The sequence below is a fragment of the Mesorhizobium sp. M1227 genome, assembly GCF_040318315.1.
Lineage (GTDB): Bacteria > Pseudomonadota > Alphaproteobacteria > Rhizobiales > Rhizobiaceae > Mesorhizobium.
Window position 1 is genome coordinate 1 of record NZ_JAMYLZ010000025.1, and the last position, 25100, is coordinate 25100.

General features: G+C 63.9%; 27 protein-coding genes. 8 read left to right on the forward strand and 19 right to left on the reverse strand.

The window, feature by feature from the left end:
• On the forward strand, positions 1–377 hold a 377-nt coding region (locus NKH28_RS23835; protein ID WP_352980574.1), incomplete at its 5' end, for a TOBE domain-containing protein.
• Positions 378–623: 246 nt separating this feature from the next.
• Positions 624–905, forward strand: a complete 282-nt coding sequence (locus NKH28_RS23840) for a hypothetical protein (RefSeq protein WP_352616617.1) — start codon at positions 624–626, stop codon at positions 903–905.
• A gap of 12 nt (positions 906–917) precedes the next feature.
• Here NKH28_RS23840 and NKH28_RS23845 read toward each other — a convergent pair whose 3' ends face one another.
• Positions 918–1898: an AraC family transcriptional regulator gene (locus NKH28_RS23845; protein WP_352980575.1), complete on the reverse strand. Its 981-nt coding sequence runs from the start codon at positions 1896–1898 to the stop codon at positions 918–920.
• Between the two features lie 91 nt (positions 1899–1989).
• Between NKH28_RS23845 and NKH28_RS23850 the strand changes: the two genes are divergently transcribed.
• Complete coding sequence (locus NKH28_RS23850) at positions 1990–3213, forward strand: MFS transporter (RefSeq protein ID WP_352980576.1); 1224 nt, start codon at positions 1990–1992, stop codon at positions 3211–3213.
• Here NKH28_RS23850 and NKH28_RS23855 read toward each other — a convergent pair.
• Positions 3210–3557, reverse strand: coding sequence for a GFA family protein (locus NKH28_RS23855; protein ID WP_023675184.1), 348 nt, complete (start codon positions 3555–3557; stop codon positions 3210–3212). The genes NKH28_RS23850 and NKH28_RS23855 overlap by 4 nt on opposite strands.
• Positions 3558–3677: 120 nt before the next feature.
• On the opposite strand from NKH28_RS23855, the gene NKH28_RS23860 reads away from it, so the two are divergent.
• Entirely contained in the window at positions 3678–4973 is a 1296-nt protein-coding gene (locus NKH28_RS23860) for an amidase (protein WP_352502602.1), read from the forward strand.
• 14 nt (positions 4974–4987) lie between these two features.
• Here the strand turns inward: NKH28_RS23860 and NKH28_RS23865 are convergent, their stop codons facing one another.
• From NKH28_RS23865 to NKH28_RS23885, 5 genes are read right to left on the reverse strand one after another with little or no spacing between them, the layout of a single operon-like run.
• Positions 4988–5371 (reverse strand): hypothetical protein, encoded by a 384-nt coding sequence (locus NKH28_RS23865; RefSeq protein WP_352474072.1) that lies wholly within the window; start codon positions 5369–5371, stop codon positions 4988–4990.
• 42 nt (positions 5372–5413) lie between these two features.
• A complete protein-coding gene (locus tag NKH28_RS23870) occupies positions 5414–6394 on the reverse strand; it encodes a hydroxyacid dehydrogenase (protein WP_352502603.1) in 981 nt (326 codons plus the stop codon).
• A gap of 1 nt (position 6395) precedes the next feature.
• Positions 6396–7112: a FadR/GntR family transcriptional regulator gene (locus tag NKH28_RS23875; protein ID WP_292661187.1), complete on the reverse strand. Its 717-nt coding sequence runs from the start codon at positions 7110–7112 to the stop codon at positions 6396–6398.
• 1 nt (position 7113) lies between these two features.
• Positions 7114–8283 carry a mandelate racemase/muconate lactonizing enzyme family protein gene (locus NKH28_RS23880; RefSeq protein ID WP_292661184.1) on the reverse strand — a complete coding sequence of 390 codons (1170 nt, stop codon included), beginning with the start codon at positions 8281–8283 and terminating at the stop codon, positions 7114–7116.
• Positions 8284–8338: 55 nt separating this feature from the next.
• Complete coding sequence (locus tag NKH28_RS23885; protein WP_352448392.1) at positions 8339–9226, reverse strand: sugar phosphate isomerase/epimerase family protein; 888 nt, start codon at positions 9224–9226, stop codon at positions 8339–8341.
• Between the two features lie 392 nt (positions 9227–9618).
• Between NKH28_RS23885 and NKH28_RS23890 the strand changes: the two genes are divergently transcribed.
• The 3 genes from NKH28_RS23890 (at position 9619) to NKH28_RS23900 (ending at position 13096) form a co-directional block, all read left to right on the forward strand.
• On the forward strand, positions 9619–10674 hold the full coding sequence (locus NKH28_RS23890) for a sugar phosphate isomerase/epimerase family protein (RefSeq protein WP_352823336.1): 1056 nt from the start codon (positions 9619–9621) through the stop codon (positions 10672–10674).
• Positions 10675–10829: 155 nt separating this feature from the next.
• The gene (locus tag NKH28_RS23895; protein ID WP_352814567.1) at positions 10830–12017 is read left to right on the forward strand and encodes a Gfo/Idh/MocA family protein; all 1188 of its coding nucleotides are present in this window, start codon (positions 10830–10832) and stop codon (positions 12015–12017) included.
• Positions 12018–12244: 227 nt separating this feature from the next.
• Complete coding sequence (locus NKH28_RS23900) at positions 12245–13096, forward strand: sugar phosphate isomerase/epimerase family protein (protein ID WP_352823333.1); 852 nt, start codon at positions 12245–12247, stop codon at positions 13094–13096.
• 24 nt (positions 13097–13120) lie between these two features.
• Here the strand turns inward: NKH28_RS23900 and phnE (NKH28_RS23905) are convergent, their stop codons facing one another.
• The 11 genes from phnE (NKH28_RS23905) to phnG form a co-directional block, all read right to left on the reverse strand.
• A complete protein-coding gene (gene phnE / locus NKH28_RS23905; protein ID WP_352613131.1) occupies positions 13121–14488 on the reverse strand; it encodes a phosphonate ABC transporter, permease protein PhnE in 1368 nt (455 codons plus the stop codon).
• 67 nt (positions 14489–14555) lie between these two features.
• Positions 14556–15512 carry a phosphonate ABC transporter, permease protein PhnE gene (phnE, locus tag NKH28_RS23910; protein WP_352980577.1) on the reverse strand — a complete coding sequence of 319 codons (957 nt, stop codon included), beginning with the start codon at positions 15510–15512 and terminating at the stop codon, positions 14556–14558.
• 159 nt (positions 15513–15671) lie between these two features.
• Positions 15672–16580 (reverse strand): phosphonate ABC transporter substrate-binding protein, encoded by a 909-nt coding sequence (gene phnD / locus NKH28_RS23915; RefSeq protein ID WP_352980578.1) that lies wholly within the window; start codon positions 16578–16580, stop codon positions 15672–15674.
• 90 nt (positions 16581–16670) lie between these two features.
• Positions 16671–17519 (reverse strand): phosphonate ABC transporter ATP-binding protein, encoded by an 849-nt coding sequence (phnC, locus tag NKH28_RS23920; protein WP_352980579.1) that lies wholly within the window; start codon positions 17517–17519, stop codon positions 16671–16673.
• A gap of 235 nt (positions 17520–17754) precedes the next feature.
• Positions 17755–18372, reverse strand: coding sequence for a DapH/DapD/GlmU-related protein (locus NKH28_RS23925; protein WP_352980580.1), 618 nt, complete (start codon positions 18370–18372; stop codon positions 17755–17757).
• Positions 18369–19076, reverse strand: coding sequence for a phosphonate C-P lyase system protein PhnL (gene phnL / locus NKH28_RS23930; protein WP_352980581.1), 708 nt, complete (start codon positions 19074–19076; stop codon positions 18369–18371). Before phnL ends, NKH28_RS23925 begins: the two co-directional genes overlap by 4 nt.
• 175 nt (positions 19077–19251) lie before the next feature.
• Complete coding sequence (phnK, locus tag NKH28_RS23935) at positions 19252–20028, reverse strand: phosphonate C-P lyase system protein PhnK (RefSeq protein ID WP_352980582.1); 777 nt, start codon at positions 20026–20028, stop codon at positions 19252–19254.
• Positions 20025–20936: an alpha-D-ribose 1-methylphosphonate 5-phosphate C-P-lyase PhnJ gene (locus tag NKH28_RS23940; RefSeq protein ID WP_352980583.1), complete on the reverse strand. Its 912-nt coding sequence runs from the start codon at positions 20934–20936 to the stop codon at positions 20025–20027. Before NKH28_RS23940 ends, phnK begins: the two co-directional genes overlap by 4 nt.
• Complete coding sequence (locus NKH28_RS23945; RefSeq protein WP_352980584.1) at positions 20933–22045, reverse strand: carbon-phosphorus lyase complex subunit; 1113 nt, start codon at positions 22043–22045, stop codon at positions 20933–20935. Before NKH28_RS23945 ends, NKH28_RS23940 begins: the two co-directional genes overlap by 4 nt.
• A 1-nt stretch (position 22046) precedes the next feature.
• Positions 22047–22655, reverse strand: a complete 609-nt coding sequence (phnH, locus tag NKH28_RS23950; RefSeq protein ID WP_352980585.1) for a phosphonate C-P lyase system protein PhnH — start codon at positions 22653–22655, stop codon at positions 22047–22049.
• Complete coding sequence (phnG, locus tag NKH28_RS23955; protein ID WP_352613115.1) at positions 22655–23116, reverse strand: phosphonate C-P lyase system protein PhnG; 462 nt, start codon at positions 23114–23116, stop codon at positions 22655–22657. Before phnG ends, phnH begins: the two co-directional genes overlap by 1 nt.
• 135 nt (positions 23117–23251) lie before the next feature.
• Here phnG and phnF point away from each other — a divergent pair, with 135 nt between their 5' ends.
• A complete protein-coding gene (gene phnF, locus NKH28_RS23960; protein WP_352980586.1) occupies positions 23252–23995 on the forward strand; it encodes a phosphonate metabolism transcriptional regulator PhnF in 744 nt (247 codons plus the stop codon).
• Between the two features lie 18 nt (positions 23996–24013).
• Here phnF and NKH28_RS23965 read toward each other — a convergent pair whose 3' ends face one another.
• A complete protein-coding gene (locus NKH28_RS23965; RefSeq protein ID WP_352980587.1) occupies positions 24014–25030 on the reverse strand; it encodes a zinc-binding alcohol dehydrogenase family protein in 1017 nt (338 codons plus the stop codon).
• Positions 25031–25100 lie beyond the last annotated feature (70 nt).

Genomic DNA, 25100 nt, shown 5'->3' on the forward strand with positions numbered 1-25100 from the left:
CCCCCCCCCCCCCCCCCCCCCCCCCCCCCCCCCCCCCCCCCCCCCCCCCCCCCCCCCCCCCCCCCCCCCCCCCCCCCCCCCCCCCCCCCCCCCAAAAGACGGGCGCGGCGACCGACGGTCGCCCGCTCGTCTTCGGAATTCGCCCTGAAGACGTCTATCTCGAGACCGGCGCGCCGGTCGAGGCGCGGGTCCACGATGTCGAGAACCATGGCGTCGAGAAGATCCTGACGCTGCGGGTCGGCGACACCATGCTGCGCGCCACCGTGCCGGCCAGGACCGACGTGCAGATAGAGCAGCCGGTGCGCTTTGCCTGGAACCCGGACAAGGTGGTGCTGTTCGACAAGGGCAGCGGAATAAGCCTGCGTCACACCGGCTAAGTACAAGCCTCTTTGCTGCAGCTAGAACGGATGCGTTCAAATCGAGCCGTGCATACCGCTCTAAACCATGTGTTTTAGCTGCATTTGTGCGACGTCGAGTGATTCCCTTGGCTGCTAAATGCTCGAGTCTTCCCGTCATCCCCCATACGGGGGATGCGGATGCTCCGATTTGTCGAATAGGCTGATCCTTTGGTCCCAAACGGGCTTTGCAAGCCCAATTTGGAGGCCCAAAACGGAGGGTTGGCTATGGGAAATCTATTTCGCGGTTTTGCGACGATCCTACTCGTCGCCGGTATGGGATTGTCGGCGGCGCATCTGGGCGAGGCGCAGGCAGCCAAGAAAGTTGTCGCAGGCGCGAAGGTCGACGCCAAGAAGATCAAGGATCTCAACGGCACGGTCAATCTGTCCACCAGCGACTGCAAGCTGTTGTTGAGCGGCACCGTCGTGGAAGTCTCGGATGGCAGGTGCGGGGCTTCCGGTAAATATTGCAAGAGCAGCGCCGGCTCGGCCTGCATCACCGAGCAATAATCCGGCCAACGTTTAGCCGGCCTGGCGGATATCAGCCTGTTCCTCAGCCCGGAAATGGCTAGGCGGCGATCCGATGACCCGTTTGAAGGCGCGGCTGAAGGAGGCGTCGGATTCGTAGCCGAGACGAGCCGCGACGACGGAAATCTTGAGCCGGTCGCGGACCAGCCATTGCCTCGCCTGGTGCATCCGCACCTGCGTGACGTACTTTGCCGGTGTTTCGCCGACAATGGTTGCGAAGCGCTCGGCGAAACCTGATCGCGAGGCACCCATCATCTTCGCCAGAGCTTCCACCGTCCAGTCGCGGTTCGGTTCCAGATGGATCGCGGCCAGCACCCGGCCGATCTCGCGATCCCTGACCGCCGCAATCCAACCGGAAGAGTCGCCGCAGCCGCGCTCGACCCATGAGCGGATGACGGTCGCGGCGAGCACATCGGCCAGCCGCGCCAGGATGCCGCCGGAGCCGACGCGCTCCATCGTCACCTCGCGGGCCATCGCTTCCAGCAAATGCGGGATACCTGGCTCATAGGCCTCCAACTCATGCGCGCGCATCACGTCCGGCATCATGCCGAGCAAGGGGTGCAAGCCATCGAGATTGAAATACATGCTGCCGAAAAACAGCAAGGTCCCCGGACGGCAGCCGGGCATGCCGTCATTCGACATGCAATAGACATTCTTGCAGATTTCCTCGACCTCATAGCCGTGGATCGGCGCCGCCTCGGTACCCGGCTCGCTCGCCAGCGTGTGGGCTGAGCCGCGCGGCAACAATACCGCGTCGCCCGCCTTCAACTCGACCCATTCGCCGGACGCCTGCAGCAACCAGCAGCCTCTGCGGCCGATGAAATGAAACCGTGCCGCCGCCTGAACCGGAAAATGGATACCCCAGGGTTCCTTCATCTCGCAACGGCCGTAATCGACGCCTTCGAGGCGCAATCCGCGCAATATGTCTGTCAGCGGATCACCGGTGACGGGGATTTTGGACGAACGGTCAAGCATAATGGTGTTTCTAGCATGGAAACTCCAGACAGTCACTCCCTATGTTGCACTGCAGCCAGATGCTGCGCTGCAACCAGATGGGAGATCCCTCATGACCGAACCGGCGACAGGCGTCATGGACGCCGTTCTCGACCCATCAGAAACCGGCGAACGATCCGAGCCCGCATGGGGGGCAGTGGTCTCCCTGGCGCTCGGAGTCTTCGGCCTGGTGACCGCGGAATTTCTGCCAGCCAGCCTGCTGACGCCGCTTGCGCAGGATCTCGGCATCACCGAAGGCGCCGCCGGGCAGGCGGTAACGGCAACCGCCGTCATTGGCGCGATTGCGGCGCCGACCATGGCCATTGTCACCAAGCGGCTGGACCGCAGGCTGGTCATGTGGGCGCTGACGGTGCTGCTTGTGCTGTCAAACCTGGTGGCCGCGTTTGCGTCCTCGCTTCCCGTTCTTCTGATTGCCCGCATCATGCTCGGGATCAGTCTTGGCGGCTTCTGGTCGATGTCGGCAGCCATGGCGATGCGGCTCGTTCCGATGCGGCTGATGCCGCGCGCCATGTCGATCATTCTCACCGGCGTTTCAGTGGCGACGGTCTGCGCGGCTCCGGTCGGCGCCTATGTCGGCGACATCTGGGGCTGGCGGACGGCGTTCATGATCGCCGCCGTGGTCGGTGCGCTGGCGCTGCTGGTGCAGGTGGCTACCATTCCGAAGCTGCCGCCTGCAGGTACGGCAGGTTTTCGCACGCTGCTGGAGGTGATGAAGCGGCCGATGATCAGGGTGGCACTGCTGGTGGTGCTGCTGGTCGCCTCGGGACATTTTGCCGGCTTCACCTATGTCCGCCCGTTTCTCGAGAAGGTGCCCGCGCTGGACATCGAGACGATCTCGCTTGTGCTGCTCGCCTACGGCATTGGTGGCTTCTTCGGCAATTTTGCCGGCGGCTTAATTGCCGAACGCAGCCTCAAGGCAGCCGTCAGCCTGGCGCCCCTGCTGATCGCGTTTTCGGCGCTCCTGCTGCTGGTGGTCGGAGGTTCACCCGTCGTGGCTGCAATAGCAGTGGCCAGCTGGGGCTTTGCCTTCGGCGCCGTCCCAGTCGGGCTGCAGACCTGGCTGGTGCGGGCCGCCCCCGATCAGGCGGAAAGCGCCGGTGGGCTCATGGTTATGACGTTCCAGGTCGCCATCGCGTTGGGCGCCGTCTTCGGCGGCCTGCTGGTCGACAATACCGGCGTTGCCACCGCCTTCGCCTATTGCGCGGCGGCGACGTTGCTTGCGGCACTGGCGGCGTTCTTCCTTGGCCCCAATCCGATCGACGACCCCAAGGCCTAAACGGAACGGCCGTCGAAGTCGAAGACCGGCACGGCGGCGACGTCCAACGCCTCGATGCAATTGATATTGATATAGGCACTTCGCCCGCTCCCTTCGCCGACATCCTCGGCGAAGGGGTGAATGCCGCAGCTGCGGCAGAAGCGGTGGGCGATGACATGGTTGCCGAAGCTGTAGCGGCCGAGATCATCGCCCCAGGCAAGCACCCGCATGCTCTCATGCGGAACTGCCCATAACAGTGCACCCTTGCGCGAGCAGATCGAGCAATTGCACCGAACGGCTCCGGTCAGCTCGCCTTCGACCTCGAACGCGACCTTGCCGCAGTGGCAGCTGCCTTGGTAGAGCATCGGGCCTTCCTCCTTCGGTTCGACAGGTGCAAATCCGACCGCGCCGGGCTATGTCTCCTGCGGCCAGTTTCTGGCTGCTACCTTAAGACGTTGCAAGCGCGCGGAGTCCGACACCGAAAAATGCAATCAGCCCGCGATCACCTCGAAGCAATTCTTTCGCCTCTTGCCGCTCGCGTCGACGATGAGAGGGTTTTCGTAAAGCTCTACCCGGAAGTCGCACGGGCGGCGGCGGACGCCACCGATGCGCGGCGAAAAGCCGGCGTCACGCTCGGGCCGCTCGATGGGGCGATCGTCTCGATCAAGGATCTGTTCGATGTCGCCGGCGAGCCGACCACGGCCGGCTCTCTGCTGCTCGCCAACGCAGCGCCGGCGCTGCGGGATGCCATTGTCGTGCAACAGTTGCGCCAGGCCGGTGCAATCATCCTCGGCAAGACCAACATGACCGAGTTCGCCTTTACTGCAATCGGCGTCAATCCACATTATGGCACGCCCGGCAATGCTAGCGATGCCAGCCGTATTCCGGGCGGCTCCTCCTCAGGCGCCGGCGTTTCGGTGGGCGAAGGCACCAGCGAAATCTCCATCGGTTCCGATACCGGTGGTTCGGTGCGCATTCCGGCATCGCTGAATGGCGTCGTCGGTTTCAAGCCGACTGCGCGGCGCGTGCCGCTTGCGGGTGCGTTTCCGCTGTCAGCCACGCTGGACTCGATCGGTCCGCTGGCCCGCACCGTCGCCGAATGTGCGGCGGCCGATGCAGTGATGTCGGGCGAAAACCTGGCGGCACTGTTGCCGCTGCCGCTGGACGGCCTGCGCATCGGTATTGCGCGCGGCGTGCTGTTCGATGATACGCAGGAAGAGGTCGCGACGACGTTCGACCGGTGTCTGCGCAAGATAGAGCTTAGCGGCTCACGGCTTGTGGAGCTGTCGATCGACGACCTGCTTGCCGATCTGCGCGTGGCAACCCAACGCGCGTCGATCGCGGCGATGGAAGGGGCGGAGATCCATGCCGACTGGCTGGCGGCGGGAGCGACGAGGCCGGTCGACCCGCGGGTAAGCGGGCCATTGTCGCGCGCCGCCGCCATTCCGGCCACGGTTTATATCAGGGCAATGCGCCGCCGCACGGCGCTGGCCGCCGCGATGGATGACCGGCTGGCGTCGGTCGACGTGCTGGCCCTGCCGACCACACCGGTGACGGCGCCGACGATCGTGTCGATGACCAGCGACGAGGCGCTGTGCAACAGGATGGAAGGCCTTCTGCTGCGCAACACGCAGGTCGCCAACCAGTTCGATCTATCAGCCATCTCGCTGCCGATGCCCGGAATGACGCGTCCGGCCGGGCTGATGCTGGTGGCGCGCAATGGCCATGACCACCACCTGCTGCGCATCGCAGCCGGCGTGGAGGAGCTGCTTGCAAATTGATCGGATAGCGCGTGTCAGCGCGACGAGCAGTGGCCGCGTTCGCTGTCCTTGGCGGCGCGTTCGATGCTGGTGGCGACCAGCCAAGGCAGGGTGTACCGCTTGCCGTTGAAGGTCCGGGTACGGTTCTCGATCGAGCCGACAACAACGACCTTGCCGGCATAGAGCTTGTCTGAAAGATCGAGCGCCTTGTCTTGTTGCGGCAGGCGATCGATGTCGATTGAAACGCCTTTGATGAGCTTCCCAGCAGCAAGGTCGAGTGCGCTGTTCGATGGACAGGGCGCCGCCAGGCAGCGTATGCCGTTGTCGCAGAACACGTAGCTGCCCTGTTCGTTGGCGAAGGCTTGCGCCGTCGCCACGCAGAAGCCGGCGGTCAGCAGAAATTTTGTGACGCTTGCCATGCCGGCACCATCGCCGGCGAATTCGGGAAAATTGGGGCGCTTTCAGAAATCGGCAGGGAACCGCCGCCGGTAGTGCTCGACCACTTCGGGGTTGCGCAGATTGACCGGCAATCTGTTGGCCAGCACCAGCAAGGCTTCGCCAGCCGCGCCGACGCCCATGCGCATCATCGACTGCTCGGTAATCCCAGCCATGTGCGGGGTGACGATGACGTTGTCGAAGCCAAAATAAGGATGGTTGGGCGGTAGCGGTTGTGTAGCAAAAACATCGAGCGCGGCGCCGCCGATGCGCCCCTTCTGCAAGGCCTCGATCAGCGCGTCGTCATCGATCACCGGCCCGCGCGAAACATTGATCAGCAGCGCATCCGGCTTCATCCGCGCAATGCGCTCGCGGCTGATCAGCCCCCGTGTTTCGGGCGTCAGCGGGCAGCACAGAACGATGATGTCGCTCTGCTCGATGAGTGCATCGATCGACAGGAAGCCGACCCTGTCCGGCGCCGGCCGCATGCTGCGCGTCGTCGCCACCACATTCAGATCGAACCCATGGGCGGCGATGTGGCCAACCGCCTGACCGATCGCGCCGAGGCCGACAATGCCGATCGTCTTGCCCGCTAGCTCGCTGGCTACCACCGTGTGTTCGCGGCCCGCCAGCCAGCCCTTCGCACGCAAGTCGCGGTCCAACACACGGAAGCGCCTAAGCAGCGCCAGCGCCGCGAACATCACATATTCGGCGACAGATCGCGCGTTCACCCCCGGCACATTCGCCACCAGCACGCCGGCCGCATTGGCCGCTTCCATCGGTACCATGTCCAGCCCGGCGCCGTGGCGGATTGCGGCCCTGAGCTTCTTCGCGCCTTCGAAAAGCGCCGCAGGCAAGGGAGCGCGAACGATGATGACATCGGCGTTCCTCGCCTCGGCGGCCAGCGTGGCCGCATCGAGGGCGGAAGCAACGACGAGTTCGCCGGCCCCGGTCAGCATGGAAGCGGCACGAGGGTGCAGTCTGTGTGTTGACAGGATCTTGGGCATTTCAGGCCTTTTCGAGCGCAGGGCTTTCCGGTTCCGCCCCACGCCCCTCGATCAGCCCCTTCCAGTAGCTTTCCGCGCCTTGCAGGTGGGCGCTCATCAGCGCCTGGGCGAGATTGCCGTCGCGGCGCAGCAGCGCCTCGTAGATCTGGATATGCTCGGCATGGGAGCGCACGCTGCGTTCGGGATCGTTGAAATAGATCGGCAGGCGCAGTTCACCCATCATGTAGTAGACGCTGCAGATATTGTGGAAGACGCTGTTCTTGGTCGCCCGCACGATCTCGAGGTGGAACTCGCGGTCTTCCCGGGCAAGCCCTTCACCGGCGGCGATGCGATCCTCGGAGGCCTTCAGGATCTCGCGCAGCCGCTCGAAATTCTCCTCGGTGGCGCGTGAACAGGCAAGTTCGGCGGCCTTGATCTCGTGGATCTTGCGCAACTCGACCGTCTCGTAGATCTGGACGGGATCGAGCGGCAGGCCGGCGCGGGCGAACAGCGCCATCGCCTCGACGCTCGCCTGCTTCGTATCGATGTAGATGCCGGATTTCGCCCGTCGCTCGACGATGCGCATGGCCTCGAGAATGGCCAGCGCCTCGCGGATCTGGCCGCGGCTGACGCTGAAATGCTCTGCCAGTTCGCGCTCCGACGGCGTGCGGCCCGTCTCCTTGTCCGAATGGGAGAACAGATAGGCGGCGAGTTCCGCGAGAAGGTTCTTTTCTTTCATGTCAGCCGTGTTGCGCGTGCGCCTCCAGGAACCGCTCCGAAATGGTGAATCCCAGCCCGGGTCTATCAGGGATCGCTACCATACCGTCCTTTGCTTCGACAGTCTCTTCGATCAGATCGTGGATCATCGGGTTGGCGCCGAGCGAATATTCGACGGTGAAGCTCGCCGGCGAAGCGGCGCAGACATGCAGCCCGGCAAAGAAGCAGGGCGCGCCGGCCCAAAGATGCGGCGCAAAGCGCAGATTGAAGGCGCTGGCGATGGTGCCGATCTTCATCGCCTCGCTGATGCCACCGCAAAAGGCCGGATCCGGCTGGAAGATATCGGCGGATTTGAGCACGGCGAGGTCGCGGAAGGCATAGCGTGTCGCCTCGCTTTCGCCGGTGGCGATCGGGATCGAACCGCAGGCGCGCACCTCGGCCATGCCGGGCTTGTCGTCGGCGATCACCGGCTCCTCGAACCAGGCGAGATCGAGGTCGCCGGCGAGATGGATAAAGCGCTTGGCTTCGGCCACCGTGTAGGTGCCGTGCGCGTCGACCATCAGGTCGATATCGGGACCGAGCGCCTGTCTGGCGGCACGGACGCGAGCGGCCGAGATGTGTGGGGCGCCGTCCATGGCGCCGACGCGCATCTTCAGCGCCTTGAAACCGCCCTTGGCGATGTAGGACTGCAGCTGGTCGCCAATTGCTTCCGCAGTGGCCCAGCCGCCGGAAGCATAGGCCGGCATGCGGTCCAGCTTGCGGCCGCCGAGCAGCCGCCAGACCGGAACGCCGAGCGATTTGCCAAGAATGTCCCACAATGCGATGTCGACGGCGCTGATAGCGGCGATGCTCATGCCGCGTCGCGCCAATTGCGGCATGGCGTGGCCGGCGCGAGCGGCGCTGTCGTGGCGCGTGCCATTATAGAGCATCTCCCATATGACGCCGATGTCGGCCGGGTCGCGGCCGACCAGCTGCGGGCCGACCTCGTAGTTCAGCAAATGGACAAGGGCGCCGTAGCTGCCGGCGCTGCCGGCGGCATTCTTGCCTTCGCCCCAGCCGACCAGCCCGTCGTCGGTTTCGATGCGCAGGATGGCGGCGTCGAACGTCGCCACCTGACCGAAGTCGCTGCGGTGCTGCTTCGCGGCTTCGATCGGTATGCGGACCCACCAGGCTTGGACCGTCTTGATGCGCATGTTCATCCTCGGCCCGGCCGCGGTGAGGCGGAAGGGCTCTTTCCAAACGGCTCGGCTACTTGATCAGCGGCAGCAGCGTTTCCGCGTTGATGCGCATCTGGTCGGTGTAGAATTTCTCCGTGAGCACGCTGGAGCCGTGGTCCTGAATGAATTTCAGCTGCTCCGGCGAGATGTCGACGGGGTTGCGTTCGACCATGTCGGGATAGGGGGCAGCCGGCGTGCGGTCGACGGGGGCGACGAATTCATTGGTCAGCGCGCCGTCATAGCCGATCTCCTTCAGCGTGCCGACGATCTTCGGCCAGTCGATCTGCCCGAGGCCGGCGGCGAAGCGGTTGTTGTCGGCGACATGGAAGTCGTACAGGCGCTTGCCGACCTGCCGGATGGCGTCGTAGACGTTAAATTCTTCCATGTGGATGTGGTAGGCGTCGAGGCAGACGCCGCATTCGGGGCTGACCGCATCGGCCAGCGCCAGTGCCTGGGCGCCGCGGTTGAACAGATAGGTCTCGAAGCGGTTGAGTGGCTCGACCGCGATCTTGACGCCGACCTTCTTGGCGTGGGTGAAGCATTCCCGGGTGGCGTCGACCACCCATTTCCACTCCTCTTCCTCGGTGCCGTCCGGCACCACCTTGCCGACGGTGGCCGGAACCAGCGTGATGATCTCGCCATCAAGTTCGCTGACCATGGTCAGCACGTCCTTGACATACTGCACCGAGCGCTCGCGTTGGCCCTGGTCCTTGGCGGCGAGATTTCGCTCGCCCAGCATCAGCGTCACCGCTCCCCAGCAGCGAATGCCGTACTCGTTCAACAGTGCGCGCGTCTCCTTGGGCTTGTACTGATCGGGTTCGCCGGAGATCTCGATCGACTCGTAGCCGAATTTCTTGATGCGCTTGAGCGTCGTTTCCAGCGGCTCCGCCCGCATCCAATTGTGCGTCGAAAGATGCATGGTCTATCCTTCCCAGAATCGCCTGTACCAGTTCGCCTGCGGCGCACTCTGCCGAAGCGTGCCGCATGATTCTTCCCCAAGGCGTCCCAGCATTTTTTGCAAACTGGTTCGACCAATTGGGCCTGATGGGAGGTCTACAGTAATTTCATCTGGACGGCAAGAAGTGCTGCCATCAAGCGTTGGCTCCTGTCTATGCTATTGATTATACTTAAACATGTGGCCTAACTCGGCATGGTTGCAGGACCGCGGCAGCGCGTCAAATGGCTTGACCGGATTTCGGCATTTGGTAATACCAGAATAGCGGCGCTGAGCGCGCTGTGCAAAGAGACCAAAGACGCTGGCCCTGTTTTCAATCGGCGCTATGCTTGGTCGTGAAACATAGGGAGATGCCGATGCCGACGACGATGAAGGGGCCTGGTCTGTTCCTGGCGCAGTTTGCGGGCGACGCCGCGCCGTTCAATTCGCTGGCCTCGATCACCAAATGGGCGGCTGGTCTGGGCTACAAGGGCGTGCAGATCCCGACATGGGACGCCCGATTGTTCGATCTCGAGAAGGCAGCCTCCTCCAAGGCCTATTGCGACGAGGTGAAGGGCATCTGCGCCGATGCCGGCGTCGAGATCACCGAACTGTCGACGCATCTGCAGGGGCAACTGGTGGCGGTGCATCCCGCCTATGACGCGCAGTTCGACGGCTTCGCGCCGGCTGCGGTGCACAACAATCCAAAAGCAAGGCAGCAATGGGCGGTCGAACAGATGAAGTTCGCCGCCAAGGCGTCGAAGAATCTCGGGCTCAAGGCGTCGGTGTCGTTTTGCGGCGCGTTGGCCTTCCCATACCTCTACCCCTGGCCGCAGCGGCCGGCGGGATTGATCGAGGAAGCGTTTGCCGAACTCGGCAAGCGCTGGAAGCCGATTCTCGACGTTTATGACGAGAACGGCGTCGATGTCGGCTACGAAATTCATCCGGGCGAGGACGTGTTCGACGGCGCGACATTCGAGATGTTCCTCGATGCGGTCGGCGGCCATAAGCGCTGCAACATCAACTACGACCCGTCGCACTTCCTGCTGCAGCAGCTCGATTATCTCGAATTCATCGACATCTACCACGAGCGGATCAAGGCGTTCCACGTCAAGGATGCCGAGTTCAATCCGACCGGGCGGCAAGGTGTCTATTCCGGTTACCAGAGCTGGACCAACCGTGCCGGGCGTTTCCGCTCGCTCGGCGACGGGCAGGTGGATTTCGGCGGCATCTTCTCCAAGCTCACTCAATACAATTACGATTCATGGGCGGTGCTGGAATGGGAATGCTGCCTCAAGCACCCGGAGGATGGTGCGGCCGAAGGCGCTCCCTTCATCCAGCACCACATCATCAGGGTGACGGAAAAAGCATTCGACGACTTCGCCGGCGGCACGACCGATAAAAAGATGCTGCGCGGCATGATGGGGATCTAGCACAGATATCCCTCCCCCTCGAAGGGAGGGTCGATCCACGCAGCGGATCGGGGTGGGGTCGCCGGGCGTAGAGCTCGGCATGAACCAACCCCACCCGGCCGTGCGGGCCACCTTCCCCTCAGCGGAGGGGTATTTCAGTGACGAGGGAGAAAATCATGGTTGGCGCATCGAAGACGGAAACGGGAGGCGGTCCGATCCGCTACGGCATGGTTGGCGGCGGACAAGGCGCCTTTATCGGCGCGGTGCACCGCATCGCGGCGCGCATTGATAACGAGTTCGTGCTGGTTGCCGGGGCCCTCTCGTCGAATCCGGAGCGCGCCAAGGCCTCGGCGGCCGAGCTTGGGCTCGATCCGGCACGCAGCTACGGCTCCTATGCCGAGATGGCCAAGGCGGAGGCCAAGCGGCCGGATGGCATCGAGGCGGTGGCCATCGTCACGCCGAACAATGTGCACGTGCCGGCAGCCAAGGCTTTTCTCGAGGCCGGCATCCATGTCATCTGCGACAAGCCGCTGGCGACGTCGCTGGCCGAGGCGAAGAGGTTGGCCGCGCTGGTCGAGAAGACCGGCAAGGTGTTCGTGCTGACGCATAACTACACCGCCTATCCGATGGTGCGGCAGGCACGCGAGATGGTGGCCAAGGGACAGCTCGGCGATATCCGTATCGTGCAGTCGGAATATCCGCAGGACTGGCTGACCGAAGACCTGGCCGCCACCGGCCAGAAGCAGGCTGCGTGGCGCTCTGACCCGAAGCAGGCGGGTGCCGGCGGTGCGCTGGGCGATATCGGCACGCATGCCTACAACCTTGCCCGTTTCGTCTCCGGGCTGGAGCTCGATTCGTTGTCGGCCGATCTCGATGCCTTCGTGCCGGGGAGGCTGCTCGACGACAACATCAATGTGCTGCTGCGCTTCAAGCCGGTCGGCGGGTCGCACCCGGCGAAGGGAATGATCTGGGCAAGCCAGGTGGCGCCCGGCCACGAGAACGGGTTGAAATTGCGCATCTACGGCTCGAAGGGCGGCCTCGAATGGGTGCAGGCCGACCCGAACTATCTCTGGTACACGCCGTTCGGCCAGCCGAAGCAGTTGATTACCCGTAATGGCGCCGGCGCGCTCCCCGTCGCCGGGCGCGTCAGCCGCGTTCCGCCAGGGCATCCGGAAGGCTATCTCGAAGGTTTCGCCAACATCTATCAGGAAGCCGCGCGGGCTATTCGTGCAGCGCGCCGGAAGGGCGGGAAGCCGGCCAAGGATGTCGTCTTCCCGACCGTGCAGGACGGCGTCGAGGGCATGGCCTTCATCGAGGCCTGCGTGAAGTCGTCGAAGAAGAACGGAGCGTGGACGAAGCTTTAATCGCTGCGCCCGGTTAATGGGAAGTCCCCGTCACCCGGATTGCCAGCCGAATTGCAAGGCAATTCGGGGCAATCCGACCTTTCCTCGTGGGGAGAGGAGATCGTTGGCGCTGGCGTTCACCTCTTTTCCCCGGCGGGGAGAAGGTGGCCACGAAGCGGCCGGATGAGGGGGCTTGTGGCGAAGTCGCCGGAGGAGCAAGCCCGGCCGTAAAAAGGGGAGGGGCGTCGATGAAAATCGGCATGTGCATGTTGTTGTGGACGACCAGTGTCTCAAAAAAACACGAGCCGTTGTTGAGGGACATCAAGGCGACCGGCTTCGACGGCGTCGAGATACCGGTCTTCTCCGGCACGCCGGACAACTACAGGAAACTCGGCGAGCTGCTCGACCGTATCGGGCTGCAACGCACCGCCGTCTCGGCGATGGGCGATCCGGCGATGAATTTGATCTCGCCGGATGCCTCGACGCGCAAGGCCGGTATCGACTACATGAAATCGACGATCGACTGCGCTCAGGCGCTTGGCGCGAACACGTTGAGCGGCCCGCTCCATTCGACACTCGGGGTCTTCTCCGGCAGCGGGCCGACGGCGGCCGAGAAAAAACGTTCGGTCGCTTCGCAGCGCGTCATCGGTGACCATGCCGGCAACAAGGGTGTCACCATCGGGCTGGAGGCGCTCAACCGCTTCGAATGCTATCTGCTCAACACGATGGACGATTTGTCGGCGCATATCGACGCGATCGACCGGCCGCACATCAAGGCGATGTACGACACGTTCCATGCCAACATCGAAGAGGCTGACCCGATCGGGGCCTATACGCGCAACCGCAAGAACATCGTCCATATCCACATTTCGGAGAACGATCGCGGCGTGCCGGGCCGCGGCCACGTCCCTTGGAAAGAGACGTTCTCTGCCATCCGCAAGAGCGGTTATGACGATTGGCTGACGATCGAGGCGTTCGGCCGCTCGCTGAAGGATCTGGCCGCGGCCACCAAGGTGTGGCGCGACTTTTCCGAAGGCCCGGAAGCCGTCTACCGCGACGGCTACAGGCATATCAGGAATGGATGGAGGAAGGCGCCCTAACCGCACGCCTGCGCAACGCCTCTGTCAGCCCTGGCCGGCCTGGATCCGGTTGTAGTCGTGGATCGTCCTGCTCAAGCGGCGGCGCAGGAAATTGGAAATGTTGTCGAAGATGAAAACGACGAGCAGGACCAAGAGCACCATGTAGAAGACATTGGCCCAGTTGGAATTGGTGCGCATCGCCTCCCAGAGCTTCAGGCCGATGCCACCGGCACCGACGGCGCCGATGATCGTCGCGCCCCTGGTGTTGGATTCCCACTGATAGAGTGTCTGGCTGATGAAGACCGGGATCACTTCCGGCAGCACGCCATAGCGCTGCACCAGCAAGCCGTTGGCGCCGGTCGACTGGATGCCCTCGCGTGGCTTGTCGTCGATGTTCTCGAGGCCCTCCGAATAGACTTTGCCGAGCGTGCCGATCTCGGTGAAGAAAATCGCGGCGCTGCCGGCAAGCGGGCCCGGGCCGAAGGCGCGGGTGAAGAACAGCGCCCAGATCAGCATGTCGACCGAACGCATGAAATCGAAGAACCGCTTTAGCACCTGGCTAAGCAGGCCGCTCGGGGTGATGTTGCGGGCGGCGAAGAAGGCGAGCGGGAAGGCAACGATGCCGCCGAGCAAGGTGCCGAGAAACGCCATGACGATGGTCTGGAACAGCTTCGTCCAGACGTCGCCATGCTGCCATTGGGCGTTGTTCCAGATATTGTCGGCGGCCAGCGCAATGTTTGATGTGCCCGGCTTGAGCTGGGGTCCGGACATCAGCAACGAGACCACCTCGCCGGGCGACTTGCCGAAGAAGGGCGAGCGTGTGTCGAAGACGAAATTCGCCCAGCCGAGGAAGCGTTTGCGGACCTTGACGCGATCGACGGTTATGCGGACCTCGCCGGCAAAGCCCATCCTGGCGACGATCTCATCGTCATGCGCGGTGATCCACTCCGGCACCGGGCCGGATATTACCGGTTTGCCGCTGGTCAACGACATCGGCACCGCCTGGCCATTGGCGACAAGCGTCGCTTCGGCCTTGTCGAAGGTGACCGATTTGGCCCGGCCGTCGATCAGGACGGTGTAGGAGCCGTTGGCGTTGGTGATGACCCAATCGGGATGCGGGTCTTCGCCGAGCGCCGAAAAACGCGGATATCTGGGTGTGATCTGAGGCTGGTCGAGACGGAATTCCGGCTGCAGATCGTAGCTGATCCATTGCGTCAGGAAGAGCGGCAGGCGCTCCCAGTGCGATTCCCTCAGCACTTGCGGCAGGCTGAAGAACCACAAGGCGTAGAGGAGATAGAGCAGGATGCCGGTGAACAGGACCAGCGGGCCGAAGCGTTTGTACAAGGGCCGCCGGAACACTTGGGGGAAGCGCTCCTCGATCGACCGCATCTCATCGGCGGTCATTGCGGCCATGGGCAGTCTTCTTGTTGATTTGCCATGATCTTTTCCAAAAACGGGAATCCACTTTTTGGGATCATGGTCAGGCACCCATCATGAATGCCTGCTCGCCGACGAGCTTGCGGCGTAGCCAGGCGGAAAACTGGTCGACGAGGAAGATCGTCGTGAACAGCAGCAGCACCAATGCCAGCGTCTTGGCGCCGAAGCCGCGCGAGATGGAGAGCTTCAGTTCCTCGCCGATGCCGCCACCGCCGACCGCGCCGATAATGGTCGAGATACGCACATTGATCTCGATCCTGAGCAGCGTGTAGGACATGAAATTGGGCAGCACTTGCGGCAGGCCGGCAAAGCGCACGCGCTCGAACCAGTTGGCGCCGACCGCGCGCAGGCCTTCTTCGGCGCGCATGTCGATGTTTTCGTTGATCTCGTAGAAGAGCTTGCCGAGGGCGCCGATGGAATGCAGGCCGATGGCGATGATGGCTGCGACCGGGCCGGTCGAGAGGATGGCTGCGAACAGGCCGGCAATGACGATCTCGGGGAAGGCGCGAAGCAGTTCCATGAAGCGCTTGACGACGAGCCTGAGCATCGGACTGGGCGTCAAGTTGCGCGCGGCGATGAAGGAAAAGGGCACCGCAAAGACAAAGCCGATGAAAGTGGAAACCAGCGCCACGTTAAGCGTGGTGAGCATCAGCTCGAAATATTCGGGTAGATAAAAGCCGCCCCAGAGATAGACGCGGCCAAGCGGGAAGTTGAACTCCTGGCTGCCCTTGTCGTGCGGCGATGTGATGTCGAACAGCGCCCGCCAGACGTCGTTCCAGTCCTTGGGAACAAGCCAACTAAGGAAATCCAGTATGTGCGGCAGCCGATCGAAGAAATGTCCGGCATTGGCCTCGTCGGCGAACCACATGGCTGTGCACATGGCGACAAGCAATGAGCCGATGCCGAGCGCCGTGTAGAACCGGCGCAAGGACGTCTGGCGTCGCCAGGCGTCTGCTGCCTGCCGGACCGCGTCTGAACGAATTGTAGCGGCGAAGGTCATACGGGATCACGAGCGGACACGCAAAAAGGGCGGCGACCGCATCGGCCCGAAAGTCGACTTTCGGAAAGCACGATGCGGCATCTAAGTGTTAGAGCGTACTTTGTGCGTCCAAGTGGACGCACGTCGCTCTAATGGACGCCTTCCTTTCCGCAATTGTCGTCAGCCGCCGATCGCGGCTTTGCGGGCTTCGACGATGACGCTGTAGAAGTCCGGCTTCACCGGAACATAGCCGGTGAAATCGCCGCCTTCGATGGCCTCGAAGCAAGGCTTGTCCTTGGCCGGCAGGCCGGTGAAGAAGTTGGCGAGCTTGGCGCTCATGTCGCCGCCGAGTGCGGTGCGCACGACCAGCGGGCCGTTCGGGATCGAGCCGGAGCGCCAGACTTCGACGAAATCGTTGGGGTCCACGGCGCCCTTGGCGACTTCCTTGTGGAAGGTGCCGGAGGTGTAGCCGTTCTTGAAGTCGCCGATGCCCGAGGAGTCGTCAACCGCAACATCGACCTTGCCGTCGCGAACCGCGAGAAGGTTGTTCTCGTGGCCGCCATTGAACTGGGTCGAGGCGAAGAAGGTTTCGTTCGAAGCGCCGGTGTCCTTCGGGATCTGGGTCAGCGGGATCAGGTAGCCGGAGGTCGAATCCGGGTCGGCATAGCCGAGTTTCTTCCCCTTGGCCGACTTGATGTCGGTGATGCCGGACGACTTCAGCGCCAGGCCGATCGAATAATAGCCGGTCGCGCCGTCGGTCTGCTGGGTGGTGAGGATCGGGGTCACGGCGTTCGGATCCTTGAGGTAGACGCTGGCATAGCCCGACGCGCCAAGCTCTGCGAAATCGAGCGTGCCGCCGAGCAGGCCCTGGATAACGCCGTCATAGTCGGCGGCCGGGAACAGCGAGACCTTCTCGAAGCCGAATTCGGATTTCAGGTGATCGGCGAGGCACTGAAAGTTGCGCAGCCGGTCCGCTTCGTTTTCACCGCCAAGGATGCCGATGCGGAATTCCTTGATATCCTGGGCGTGAGCGGCGCTTGCCGCGATGGCGAGCAATGAAACGGCGCCAAAAACCATCTTCCTGAACATTATCTCTCTCCTGTTGGTCCCGGCCTCGCGCCGGTAGCGTTCGAATTTTTTGACAGGTGCCTTTGACGCGGGCGGGCGATCAGGCCGTTCTCAATATCCCGGGAATGCGGGCTCGAGCGGTCCGGCGGATGCAGCGATTTTCTGTTTGATGGCGACACTGGTGGAGGTGATGGCCTCGGAGATTTCGCCGCCATTGCTGTCGGCGCCGTAGACCATGCGCACGGCCTCGCGGTTGAGGGCTTCGGGCGGGCCGTCGAAGACGACCTTGCCGGCAGCCATGCCGATGATGCGGTTGCAGTAGGTGCGGGCCGTATCCAGCGTATGCAGATTTGTGATGACGGTGATGCCCTCGCGCAAATTGATGTCCTGCAGCGAATCCATCACCACCTTGGCGTTGAGCGGATCGAGCGAGGCAATCGGCTCATCCGCCAGCAACACCTTCGGCTGCTGCATCATGGCGCGCGCAATCGCAACGCGCTGCTGCTGGCCGCCGGAAAGCGTGCCGGCCGGCTGCAGGGCGGTGCGGGCGATGTCGAGGCGCTCGAGGGCTGCAACCGCCTCGGCGCATTCACCGCGGGAGAACATGCCAAATAGGTTGGACAGCGTCGAGCGGTGGTTGAGCCGGCCGAGCAGCACATTGGTCAGCACATCGAGGCGCGGCACGAGATTGAACTGCTGGAAGATCATGGCGCAGTCGCGCTGCCATCGCCGGAGCGGCGAGCCGCGCAACCCGGAGACCTCGACGCCGTTGAACAGGATGGATCCCTGGCTGGGATCGATGAGGCGGTTGATCATGCGCAGAAGCGTTGATTTGCCGGCGCCTGAACGGCCGATGATGCCGACCATCTGGCCCTGCGGAATCGAGATGTGAACATTGCTGACGGCGGTGTTCTTGCCGAACCGGCGGGTGACGCCGCGGATTTCGAGCGTAGCTGACATGGTGCAGGCTCCAGTCCAATCGCAATTGAAGGTCTGTTAACCCTGGCTAGCGCAGCCGCATGAACCTGCGGTGTCGGAACGATGTCAGTTTTGTTACTGCCCACAGCCTGGAGCGGGGCGGGATCAACTCGGCGCGAGAAGCTCGAATGGTGAATGGTGATAAGAACGGCTTCCCTGAGTCTCGAAACCTGTCCGCTGCCCCCATTCACATTCACCGTTCACCATTCACGATCCCTTAGCCGCCATATTTCTCCAGAAACGCCTCCGCCGACAGCTCCCGAAAATCGTCGAGCGCGGCGCGCAGCCTTGCATGATCCCAGTCCCACCAGGCGAGCGCCTGGTAGCGTTCCGCGGTGCGGCGGTCGAAGCGTTCGCGGATCGGCTTGGCCGGTACGCCGGCGACGATGGTGTAGGGCGCGACGTCCTTCGACACCACCGCACCGGCACCGACCGCCGCGCCATCGCCGACGATGACGCCGGGCAGGATGGTCGAGCCGTGGCCGAGCCAGGTGTCGTGGCCGATGGTGACGCGTTTGGCGCGGCGCTTGGCGAAGAATTCGCTCTCGTGCTCGGCGTCGTCCCAATAATCCGAGGCGCGATAGGTGAAATGGTGCAGCGTCGGCCGCCAGGTCGGATGGTTGGTAGCGTTGATGCGCACGCTTGCGGCGATGTTGGCGAATTTGCCGATCGTTGCGCACCAGACGCCGCAGTCCTGCATCATGTAGGAATAGTCGCCGAGCGTGCTTTCGGAAACCCGGCAGCGCTCGGCGATCTCGGTCCAGCGGCCAAGCGTCGAGTTCTCGACTTGCGCCGTCTCGTGGATCAGCGGCGCCTCCGACAGTTTCCTGGTCATGCGGCGATTTTCCCGGCGGCGAAGGCGGTCACGTCGATGACGCGGTCGGCCACCGCCTCACGCACGTCGTGGTCATGGAAGATGCCGAGCAAAGCGACGCCCGCCGCCTTCTTGGCGGCGATTAGGGAAATCACCACGTCGCGGTTCCTGGCGTCGAGCGAAGCGGTCGGCTCGTCGAGCAGCAGGATCGGGTGCTCGGTGATGAAGCCGCGCGCGATGTTGACGCGCTGCTGTTCACCGCCGGAGAACGTCGCCGGCGGCAGCGCCCAGAGCTTCTCCGGCAGGTTGAGCTGCGCCAGCAAGGCGCGTGCCTTGCCGTGCGCGACCTCGCGCTCCTCGCCGCGCTCGACCAGCGGTTCGGCCACGACATCGAGCGCAGAGACACGCGGCACGGTGTTCAGGAACTGGCTGACATAGCCGATGGTAAGCCGGCGCACGGCAAGCACGGTGCGCGGGCTGGCCGAGGCGAGATCGATGAGCCCGCCCTCGTGCTGGACGATGATCTGGCCTTCATCGGCGGCATAATTTCCGTAGAGCATTTTCAGGATCGAGCTCTTGCCGGCGCCGGACGGGCCGCCGAGCACGGCGCATTCACCGGCCCTGATCGCGAACGAGACACCAGCGACCACCGGCAGGTTGATGCCGTCGCGCAGATGCATGGTGAAGCTCTTCGCGACATCGGAGACAACGAGCGGGGTTGCCATCAGAGGCTTCTCCAATCGTCATTCGTCTGCGGGCCGGAGTACCCCCACCCGGACGTTCGGTCCGACCTCTCCACAAGGGGGAGGTAGGGCGCCGGCGTTTTACCCTCCCCCTTGTGGGGAGGGTCGCTGCGAAGCAGCGGGGTGGGGGTAGGTGCCAGGCAAATGCGTTCCATGGTCACACCTGCAGGATCGAGGAGACAAGCAACTGGGTATAGGGCGCGCGCGGATCGTCGAGGACGCGGTCGGTGAGGCCGCTTTCGACGACGCGGCCGTCCTTCATCACCATCATGCGCTGCGACAGCAGACGTGCCACTGCAAGGTCGTGGGTGACGACGATGGCCGCCAGGCCGAGATCGGTGACCAGGCCGCGCAACAGATCGAGCAGGCGCGCCTGCACCGAGACGTCGAGGCCGCCGGTTGGCTCGTCCATGAACACCAGCCGCGGCCCGGTGACGAGGTTGCGGGCGATCTGCAGGCGCTGGCGCATGCCTCCGGAAAAGGCGCGCGGCTCGTCGTCGATGCGGTCTTCGTCGATCTCGACACGCGACAACCAGTCGACCGCGGTGGCGCGGATTTTTCCATAGTGGCGGTCGCCGACCGCCATCAGCCGCTCGCCGACATTGGCGCCGGCCGACACCGTCATGCGCAGCCCGTCGGCCGGGTTCTGATGGACAAAACCCCAATCGGTGCGCATCAGGAAGCGGCGCTCGGCCTCGCTCATGCGGTAAAGTTCGCGAAACTGGCCGTCGCGCATCCGGTAGCTGGCGGTGCCGGAGCTGGGCAGCAGTCGAGTTGACAGGCAGTTGAGCAAAGTCGTCTTGCCGGAACCGGATTCGCCGACCACCGCCAGCACTTCGCCCGACCAGAGGTCGAATGTGACGTTCTCGCAGCCGACGCGCGAGCCGTAGAATTTGGACAGCGCCGAAACGCGCAGCAGCGGTTCGTCTGTCATTGCGCCGGCTCCGTTTTTCCTGGGGCAAGATGGGTCTCGGGCGCGAGATGGCCGCAGTGGCCTTCCGCGCGCCGCCTCTCGCAATGATCGGTATCGGAGCAGACGAACATGTGGCCGCCATGGTCGTCGAGGATGACCTCGTCGAGATAGACGTTCTCGGCCGCGCACAGCGCGCAGGGCTGGTCGAAGGTCTGCACCTCGAACGGATAGTCCTCGAAATCGAGGCTGACCACATCGGTGAAGGGCGGCAGCGCGTAGATGCGCTTTTCGCGGCCGGCGCCGAACAATTGCAAAGCCGGCGAACGGTGCATCTTCGGATTGTCGAATTTCGGCGTCGGCGAGGGATCCATCACATAGCGGCCCTCAACCTTGACCGGGTAAGCGTAGGTGGTGGCGATGCGGCCATGCCTGGCGATGTCTTCGTAGAGTTTTACATGCATCAGACCGTATTCCTCCAGCGCATGCATCTTGCGCGTCTCCGTCTCGCGTGGTTCGAGGAAGCGCAGCGGTTCGGGGATGGGCACCTGATAGACCAGCACCTGGCCGGCACTCAGCGGATATTCGGGAATGCGGTGGCGCGTCTGGATGATGGTCGCCTTGGCCGTCTCGGTGGTGACGGCGACATTGGCGACCTTCTTGAAGAAGGCGCGGATCGAAACCGCATTGGTGGTGTCGTCGGCGCCCTGGTCGATGACCTTGAGCACATCGTCCGGGCCAATGATCGAAGCGGTGACCTGCACGCCGCCGGTGCCCCAGCCATAGGGCATCGGCATTTCGCGCGAGGCAAACGGCACCTGGTAGCCGGGGATGGCAATGCCCTTGAGGATGGCGCGGCGGATCATCCGCTTGGTCTGCTCGTCAAGATAGGCGAAGTTGTAGCTGGCGATGTCCGCTGGTTGTGCACTCATTCCGCTGCCTCCTTCTTTTCTTCGGCCTTGCCGGCATTTTCGCGGGCATCATGCTCGGCGCGCATGCGGCGCACGAGGTCGAGTTCGGCCTGGAAGTCGACATAATGCGGCAGCTTCAGGTGCTCGACGAAGCCGGTCGCCTGGACATTGTCGGAATGCGAGATGACGAACTCCTCGTCCTGCGCTGCGGCGATGACATCCTCACCCAACTCCGAGGCGCGCAGCGCGCGGTCGCATAGCGCCATGGCCATGGCCTTGCGCTCGCTCTGGCCGAAGACGAGGCCATAGCCGCGGGTGAATTGCGGCGGCGCCTTGGCCGAGCCCTTGAACTGGTTGACCATCTGGCATTCGGTGACGCGGATGCTGCCGAGCGGCACGGCAAAGGGCAGTTCCGGCACGTCCAGTTCCAGTTCGACCTCGCCGATGCGAACCTCGCCGACGAAGGGATGGTTGCGCGCGTAGCCGCGCTGGGTGGAATAGCCGAGCGCCAGCAGAAACCCCTCGTCGCCGCGCGACAGCGCCTGCAGGCGGATGTCGCGCGCCATCGGGAATTCGAGCGGCTCGCAGGTGATGTCGCCGGGGGTATGGTCCCCAGGCATGTCGCCGTCGGGCTCGATCAGGCCTTCGCGGGCGAGGATGGCCGAGACGCGCGGCATGGCTTCCTCCTCGCCTGCGCGCTGCTCCGGTTCGGCGACATCGCCGCCGGCGGCGAGCTCGGGATCGAGCAGGCGGTGGGTGTAGTCGAAAGTCGGGCCGAGCAGCTGGCCGCCGGGCAGGTCCTTGTAGGTCGCCGACACCCGTCGCTCGACCAGCATCGTGCCGGTGTCGATCGCCCTTGTGTAGCCGAAACGCGGCAGCGTCGTGCGATAGGCGCGAACCAGGAAGATCGCCTCGATCATGTCGCCGCGCGCCTGGACGATGGCGAGTGCCGCCAATTCCCGGTCGTAGAGCGAACCTTCGCTCATCACCCGGTCGACGCCGAGCGCCAGCTGCTCGACGATCTGGTCTAGACGAAGTGCGGGCACCGAACGGTCGCCGCGCCGGCGGTCGGCGAGCAATTTGTGAGCATTGCGAATGGCCGTCTCGCCACCCTTTACCGCCACATACATGCTACGCCTCCATGATCTTGATGCGCGTCGTGCGCGGCAGGCAGGCAATTGCGTCGAACGTGGCGAGGATGATATCGACGCCACGCGGAAAACGCTGGTTGTTCTGCTTCCATTGCTCGACGAAATGGCGCGGCATTTGCGCCGGCGCGATCGTCGCCGTCTTCTCGATGCCCGGGCCTTCGAGCAGCAGCGGAGCGCCGGAGACGAGATCGCCGACCTCGAGGATCAGCGTCGTCGAACGATCGGGATAATCCTGGGTGCCTTGCGAAAACCCGTCGAGCGCCATCATCTCGGCCGGCGTGGCGATCAGCGCGAAATGCGCGTCGGCCGGGGTGTTGGCCAGCGGCGCGCCGGTATGGAAGCCAAGCCAGGATTTCACCGCCGACACCTGCAAAGCCGGGTCGAGCCAGAGCGGCGTGTCGTTGTCGCACAGCGCCAGCGCAACGGCGCCGGCGGTGGCCGACAGCGGCGCCGGTGGGTGGGCAAGGGCCGGCAAGGGCTGGACGCTGCCCGGCCGCGCCATCGCGTCCATGACGGCACGGAATACGGTCTGGGCATTGAATACCGGATCGGCGAAGCCGCCTTCAATGGATTGAGTGGCGATATCCATCAGTCTTCTCCGCGCACCATGGTGAAGAAATCGACCTTGGTCGCCGCCGTCTCGGCGCGGCGCTGTTCACGCGCCTTGGCCAGTGCCGCCTGCAAGGGCGCAACGATCCTGGTCTCGACCTCATTGCGGTGGGCCGGGTCCTGCCACAGCGCATCGGCGATTGCCGCCAGCCTTGCCTTCTGCTTGTCGCGGCCGAGCGCGTAGCAGTGGCCGACATGGCCGGACGCAAGCCGCACCGTGGCACGGGTGACCGTCGCCTCGCCGACATTGAAAGGGGCACCACCGCCGCCGATGCGGCCGCGTACCGTAACCAGGCCGGTTTCGGGGCCACGCAGAAGTTCCGCTTCGCAAGGCAGGCCGGCTTCGTCCCAGAGGCGGACGATGTCGTCGCCGGCCGATTGCGCCAGCGTCGCCATCACGGCCTTGCGCTCGGCCTGCTCTCGCGCTTCCCGTCCTCGCATGGCCGGTGCTCCTCGTCTGCCTTCATTTGTCTATTGATATAGACAACTATACAAATTATATCCATTATCTAGCGCGTGTCCATGACGGGCACGTGACACGGACCAAAAGATCGGCGCGAGGAATTGGGGCGGGAGATGATCGGACGAGCCAACAGCATCGAGCGGCGCAGCGGTGTCGCGCTGTGGCGGCAGATCGCCGACCAGATCCTGCATTCGATCGCCGCCGGCGATTTTCCCGAGAATGCCGCGCTGCCGCCGGAGATCGCGTTGGCCGGACGCTATGGCGTCAACCGCCACACGGTGCGTAGCGCTATCGCAGCGCTGGTGCAGGAGGGTGTGCTCAGGGCGGAGCAGGGGCGCGGCACCTTCGTGCTGTCGCGCAAGCGGCTGTCTTATCCGATCGGCGCCCGCACCCGCTTTTCCGAGGGATTGCAAGGACAGGCGTCCGAGCGGCATATCACCTTGCTCGCGTCATCGATCGAGCCGGCCAACCGTCGTGTCGCAGAGGGCTTAGGCCTTGCGACGGGGGCCGATGTGATACGCCTGGAAACGCGCGGCGAAGCCGATGGAATGCCGGTATCCCGCGCGGCCGGCTGGTTCGATGCCAGGCGCTTTGCCGGCATCGATGCCGCCATGGCGGAAACCGGTTCGATCACCGCATCGCTGGCACGTTTCGGCATCGACGACTATCTCAGGCAATCGACCGTGCTGTCGGCGCGCCATGCCGATGCCGCCGACCTTGCTGACCTCGACCTGCAGCCCGGCGCCATCGTGCTGGTGACGGTCGCCGTCAACGTCACGCCCGACGGTCAGCCGATACAGTTTTCGGAGTCGCGCTTCCCGGCCGAGCGGATCGAGCTCAAATTGTCGGCGCTCTGAGATGCGGCAGCCCTGGCATCATCCGACCTGAATGACGGCCTTGATCAGGCCGGACTTCTCATGCGCCCAGCGGGCGAGGTCGTGCGGCGTCTCGCCAAGCTTGGTGCGGTGGGTGACCAGCTTTGCCAGCGGCAGCGCGCCGTTGCGGATCGAGGCGGCGACATGGTCGAAATCGGCACGCAGGGCGTTGCGGCTGCCGATCAGCATCATCTCGCGCTTGTGGAATTCGGGATCGGAAAAGGCGATGTCGTCCTTGACGACGCTGACCAGGACCAGCGCCCCGCCGTGCGCGACATGGGCGAAGGCCGACTGCACCGACCGGGTGTTGCCGGTGGCATCGAAAACCACGTCGAAGCCGTCGCCGCCGGTTGCTTCCCGCACCAGGTCGGCAGCAGCGCCCTGCGAGCCGTCGAGGGTCGCGAAGCCGAGTTCGCTTTCGGCGAAACCCAGCCTCTCCGCACTCATGTCGAGCAGCATCACGTCTAGCCCGGCGATGCGGGCGAACAGCGCCGTGCCGAGCCCGATCGGGCCTGCGCCGATGACCAGCGTGCGCGCACCTGGATCAGCCAGCGAGCGCCGCACGGCATGGGCGCCGATCGCCAGGAATTCGACGGCGGCGGCATCGGCCAGCGACAGGCCGTTTGCCGGATAAAGATTTTGCGCCGGCACCAGGATCTGCTCGCACATGGCGCCGTCGCGGTGGACGCCGAGCACCTCGATCCTGACGCAGCAATTCGGCTTGCCTTGCCGGCAGGCGATGCATTTGCCGCAGGCGAGATAGGGATTGACGACCACCGCTTCGCCGACGGCGAGATCGATGTCCTCGCCAACCTCGATCACGGTGCCGGAAACCTCGTGGCCCATGATGCGGGGATAGGCGAGGAACGGGTGCTTGCCTTCGAAGATGTGATAGTCGGTGCCGCAGATGCCGACATGGCTGACGGCGACCAGCGCCCAGCCGGCGGGGGGCGCGCCAGGCGCCGGACGATCTTCGAGGACAAGTTCGCCGGGCGAGCGGCAGACGACGGCTTTCATGCTTCAATCCAGTCGGTTCATGGCACCGCCGGCCCTGCTGTCGCGAGGCCGGCGGTTGTTGGGAGGCAGT